At 27.7% G+C, this 5871-nt stretch carries 5 protein-coding genes; 4 read left to right on the top strand and 1 reads right to left on the bottom strand.

Translation table 11 applies throughout. From position 1 onward, the window contains the following. Positions 1-25: 25 nt before the first annotated feature. Complete coding sequence (gene megL, locus VLM92_RS10790) at positions 26-1219, top strand: methionine gamma-lyase (RefSeq protein WP_325276354.1); 1194 nt, start codon at positions 26-28, stop codon at positions 1217-1219. Between the two features lie 131 nt (positions 1220-1350). On the opposite strand, the gene VLM92_RS10785 is transcribed toward megL, so the two are convergent. Next, positions 1351-1776: a GtrA family protein gene (locus VLM92_RS10785; RefSeq protein WP_325276353.1), complete on the bottom strand. Its 426-nt coding sequence runs from the start codon at positions 1774-1776 to the stop codon at positions 1351-1353. A gap of 530 nt (positions 1777-2306) precedes the next feature. Here VLM92_RS10785 and VLM92_RS10780 point away from each other — a divergent pair. From VLM92_RS10780 to VLM92_RS10770, 3 genes are all read left to right on the top strand, one after another. Next, entirely contained in the window at positions 2307-3761 is a 1455-nt protein-coding gene (locus tag VLM92_RS10780) for an amino acid permease (protein WP_325276352.1), read from the top strand. Between the two features lie 273 nt (positions 3762-4034). Beyond that, positions 4035-4655, top strand: coding sequence for a manganese efflux pump MntP family protein (locus tag VLM92_RS10775; RefSeq protein WP_325276351.1), 621 nt, complete (start codon positions 4035-4037; stop codon positions 4653-4655). A gap of 296 nt (positions 4656-4951) precedes the next feature. Next, on the top strand, positions 4952-5644 hold the full coding sequence (locus tag VLM92_RS10770; RefSeq protein WP_325276350.1) for a response regulator transcription factor: 693 nt from the start codon (positions 4952-4954) through the stop codon (positions 5642-5644). The last annotated feature ends 227 nt before the right edge of the window (positions 5645-5871 follow it).

Here is a 5871-nt window from a genome sequence, read left to right as displayed (position 1 = left end):
CAAAACTTTTGAGGGGGAGCTAATAATGAAAAATTTAGAGACAATGAGTTTTGCTACTAAAGCAGTACATGGGGGACATCATAAGGATCCAGTATCAGGGGCATTAACAACACCTATATTCCAAACATCAACGTTTGTTTTTGATAGTGCAGAACAAGGTGGTAGAAGATTTGCTTTAGAAGAAAATGGATATATATATTCAAGATTAGGAAATCCTACTAATACTCAATTAGAGGAAAAAGTAGCTTTATTGGAAGGTGCTGAAGCTTGTATGTCTACAGCTTCAGGAATGGGGGCAATTAGTTCAGCATTATGGACTGCATTAAAAGCGGGGGATCATATAGTTGCTAGTAAAACTTTATATGGATGTACTTTTGCATTATTAAATCATGGATTAAAAAGATTTGGAGTAGAAGTAAGTTTTGTTGATGCTTCAAACTTAGAAGAAGTTAGAAATGCAATGAAGGAAAATACTAAGGTTGTTTATTTAGAAACTCCTGCAAATCCAGATTTAAAATTAGTAGATATAAAGGCTTTATGTGATATAGCTCATGAAAAAGAAGATTGTTTAGTATTTGTTGATAATACTTTCTGTACTCCATTTATACAAAAACCAATAGAATTCGGTGCTGATGTTGTAGTTCATTCTGCTACTAAGTACTTAAATGGACATGGGGATGTTATAGCAGGATTTGTTGTTGGTAAATTAGATTTTATAACTCAAGTAAGATTATTTGGAGTTAAAGATATGACTGGAGCAGTATTAAGTCCATTTGATTCATATTTAACATTAAGAGGAATGAAGACTTTACAAATAAGAATGGAAAGACATACGAAAAATGCTATGGAAGTTGCTAAATTCTTAGAAAGTCATGAAAATGTAGAAAAGGTTAATTATCCAGGTCTTGAAAGCTTCCCTCAATATGAATTAGCTCAAAGACAAATGGATATGCCTGGTGGTATGATAGCATTTGAAGTTAAGGGTGGTCTTGAAGCTGGTAAGAAGTTATTAAATTCATTAAATTTATGTACTCTTGCAGTTAGCTTAGGAGATTGTGAAACATTAATACAACATCCTGCATCAATGACTCATTCACCATATACTCCAGAAGAAAGAGCTGAAGCTGGAATAAGCGAAGGATTAATAAGAATATCTGTTGGTTTAGAAGATGCTCAAGATATAATAAATGATTTAAAACAAGGATTAGAGAATTTATAATAAATATAAAAAAGTCTTCAATTGAAGATTTATTAATGAAGACTTTTTTGAAGCACATATACGGAAATTATATTTATTCACAATTTAAAAATGAATATAATTTCCTATGTGCTATAAAAAAGAGGTTGAATCTAAGATTCAATCTCTTTTTTTTGTGACTTTTTCTTAATAACTGACCTCATCATAAAAAATACTGGAGGAGTTGAAAATAGTGGAGCGATTATTGGAGCTAATATCTTACTGATATTAAATACTTGAACAAACAATATTATAACTCCCATATTAAGAATGTACTCAAAAACATAAATCAAAATTGACAATGAAAACTTTTTAGCAGAGTAAGCATTTTCTTTAAATGTGAATTTTGAATTTAAAAAATAAGAAGCAGAAACACTAATTACACTAGTAATAGTATAAGCTATTAAATAATTAAGCTTTAAGCCAAGAAATAAAGTAATATAAATAAGTTGAGATATTAAAAAATTACTTAAGCCTATTATATTAAATTTTATAAACTCAACAATCTTGCCCTTATGTTTTTTTAGCTTTGAGAACATAGATTTGGTCTCCTTATGATGAAATAGCAATCTAAATTTATTATTTGAATAAATAAAAAATAATATTTATTAATAAGTTTATTTTTGACTTTTGTTTATTATGTAATACATACAGTTAGATGTAGCTAGGTAAACATAATGAACCTTTAAGGGTGATGTTTAAAAGAGTATTATTTAGTAAAAATATTAAAAATTATAAAAAAATTTTTTATAAATAAATAAATAAATATAGTATATTAAATTGAAAGACAAAGTGATATAAAATTCAAAATAAAACTTTAATTCAAAATTCATAAATCGACAAATAAAGAATTGTAAACGATAACAAAAAATGTTAAAACATGAATAAAAAAAATGAATAAAAAAAAATGAATATGTTTTATTTTATATAATTAATTAACTGAAAATTAAGAATCATAAAGCTCTATTTTACTGGATTTACACAAATGGACAGCTATTGACAACGATTTCAAAAAATATATAATAAAGTAAAGTAATTATATTATTTAAAATATTGGAGGTAAAATTTAATGTCTGATCAAAACAGAAATTTAACATGGCGAAATATAGCCCTAATGGGATTTGTCATGGTATGGGGATTTGGGAATGTAGTTAATAACTTTGCAAATCAAGGATTAACAGTAGTATTTTCATGGATATTCATGATAGCTTTATACTTTGTGCCATACGCTTTAATGGTAGGGGAATTAGGTTCAGCATTTAAGGATTCACAAGGTGGAGTGTCTACTTGGATAAAAGCAACAACTACACCAATGCTTGCATTCCTGGCAGGGTGGACATATTGGGTTGTACATGTTCCATATTTAGCACAAAAGCCACAATCTTTATTAATAGCACTTTCTTGGGCAATAAGTCCATCAGGAGAGCTTGCAACAGTAATAAAAGGATTAAATCCAATGATATTACAATCGGTGGTATTAGTAATATTTTTAGTATTTTTATATGTAGCAACAAAGGGAGTAAAAACATTAAAAGTTATAGGTGGTATAGCTGGTACATCAATGTTTGTTATGTCGTTATTATATATTGTTTTAGGACTAGCTGCACCTGCTATAACAGGTAAAGTAGCAACACCTAATATAACTGCAAGTTCATTTGTACCTAAGTTTGATTTTGCATATTTAACAACTTTATCAATGTTAGTATTTGCAGTTGGTGGAGCTGAAAAGATAGCACCTTATGTAAATGATACTAAAGACCCATCTAAGAACTTCTCTAAGGGGATGTTAGTATTAGCTGGAATGGTTGCAGTTTGTGCTCTTTTAGGTTCTATAGCTATGGGTATGATGTTCAATTCTAATGCTATACCAGAAGATTTAATGATGAATGGTCAATACTATGCATTCCAATTACTTGGAGAACATTATGGATTAGGTAGTATATTTGTTATAGTTTATGGTTTAGCAAATACTGCTGCTCAATTATCTGCATTAGTATTTTCAATAGATGCACCACTTAAAGTTTTATTAGGAGAAGCTGATGAAAGATTTATACCAAAGGCTTTATCTAAGACTAATAAAAATGGTGTTTTAGTTAATGGATATATAATGACAGCTGTACTAGTTTCAACATTAATAATGGTTCCTGCTTTAGGAATAGGTAACACTAATGAGTTATTTAACTGGTTATTAAAGTTAAACTCAGTTGTAATGCCAATGAGATACTTATGGGTATTCTTAGCTTACATGGGTATTAAGAAAGCAGTAGGTAAGTTTAATACTGAGTATAAGTTTATAAAGAACCCTAAGATAGGATTTTTAGTTGGATTATGGTGTTTCGGATTTACTGCATTTGCATGTATAATGGGTATGTTCCCAACAGATGTTCCTGCATTTAGTAAAGAGTGGACATTTAGGGTTACATTAAACGTTATGACTCCTATAGTGTTAATGGGAATAGGTTTAATATTACCTATAATAGCTAAGAAAAGTAATAAAGAAGAAAATACATCTAAAACAGCATAATAAAAAAAATTGTATTTATTCTTAATATATACTATAATTTATTTAACATATATAATATTTTTCAGCTTTGCTGAGGGAGTAGTTTGCACTGTACGGTGTAACTAGATCAACATAATGACTTTTTAGTCTGGTCTAGTTTTAAAAAACGAGACTCATGCATGCTTTTATGAGCATGCGTAAGTCTCGTTTTTTGTTGTTAAAAAAATTTATTCCTAAGTTAGCTTATTATGATTTATGTAAAAGAAATAAAAAATTAATATGGAGGAGAAATTTATGAGTTTAACAGTAATTTTATTTACAGCAGTAGCTCTTTCTATGGATGCATTTGCAGTGTCTATAACAAAAGGAATGACAATTAAAAACTTAACGAAAGGTTTAGGAATAAAAATTGCCTTATTCTTTGGAATATTTCAAGGTGGTATGCCACTTTTAGGTTGGGTATTAGGAATTAGCTTTGAGAAATATATAAAATCAATAGATCATTGGATTGTACTTATATTACTAAGTTTTTTAGGATTTAAAATGATTAGTGAATTTATAAAAGCTAGAAAAGAAGAAGATATAGAACAGGGGTTAGAATATAGTGCTACTCATGATAATGAAGAATTATCTAACAAAGAGCTTTTAATGCTTTCGATAGCCACTAGTATAGATGCTTTAGCAATTGGTATAAGCTTTGCATTTTTAAGCGTAGATATAGTATCAGCATCTATATGTATAGCAGTTATTACTTTTTTAATATGTATAATTGGTGTTTTATTAGGGAATAAAATCGGTGATATATTTAGTAATTATGCAGAATTAGTTGGTGGTATTATACTTATAATTATAGGAATCAAAATTTTTAATGAACATACTCAAATATTAGGTAATATTATTCATAATATATTTTAGATTAAAGGAAATTATATTTTATCTGATTTGATGATAAATATAGTTTTCAATCGCTAAGCTCAAGCAACGGACCTATTTTCTAAGATCGTTATCGACATGAGCAAAGCGAATTTTTTAATATAAATCTTAAGAAAATCTTAAGGATTATCCTAAGATTTTCTTAAGATTTATAATTTATTATATAGTTATAATAAAAAATACATATCAAAATTATCAATTTAAAGCTAAACAATAAAAGGATGTGAATCTATTGTATAATATGAAAGTAGAGTGTAAAAAAGAAAGGGATTTAGAAAATGTACAATATATTAGTGGTGGATGATGACAAAGAGATAGTTGAGTCAATTGAGATATATTTAAAAAATGAAGGCTATAAAATATATAAAGCTTATGACGGTATTCAGGCTCTAGAAGTACTTGTAAATGAAGATATACATCTTATACTTATGGATATAATGATGCCAAAGCTAGATGGTATAAAAGCAACTATCAAAATTAGGGAAGAACAAAATATTCCAATAATATTGGTATCAGCTAAAAGCGAAGATACTGATAAAATAATGGGACTTAATATTGGGGCAGATGATTATATTACTAAGCCCTTTAATTTATTAGAACTTATAGCAAGAGTTAAGTCTAATTTAAGAAGATATATAAGTCTTGGCAATTATAATTATGAAAATAAAGATGTACTAAAAAGTGGACAACTTACAATGAATTTAGCTACTAAGGAAGTCAATATTGATGGAGATATTGTTAAATTGACTCCTATTGAGTTTAAGATTTTAAAACTTCTTTTAGGTAATAAAGGAGTAGTATTTTCAATAGATGAAATATATGAAAAAGTTTGGAAAGAAGATAGCTATAATGCTGAAAATACAGTAGCTGTACATATTAGAAGAATAAGAGAAAAGATTGAAATAAATCCAAAGGATCCAAAATATTTAAAGGTGGTGTGGGGTATTGGCTACAAAGTTGAGAAATTATAATGGAAAGATTATAAAGAATAAAAGTTTGATTTTTAATTTAATATTGATTTTATCTATATTTATGATAGCTCAGGTAATTGGGGTTGTTGTATGTTTTAAATTTTTTAGTCATGATCTATTATTAACCTTAGGAAGCTTATTTACAATAAATTTTGTTATGTATAAGATTATGAGGAAACTTTTGATTTTATAATGATATGAAGGTTTTGTTTTAATATATTGTGAAA

Source organism: Romboutsia sp., from assembly GCF_035470145.1.
In the GTDB taxonomy this organism is placed as follows: Bacteria; Bacillota; Clostridia; order Peptostreptococcales; family Peptostreptococcaceae; genus Romboutsia_D.
This window is presented reverse-complemented; position numbering and strand designations above follow the sequence as displayed.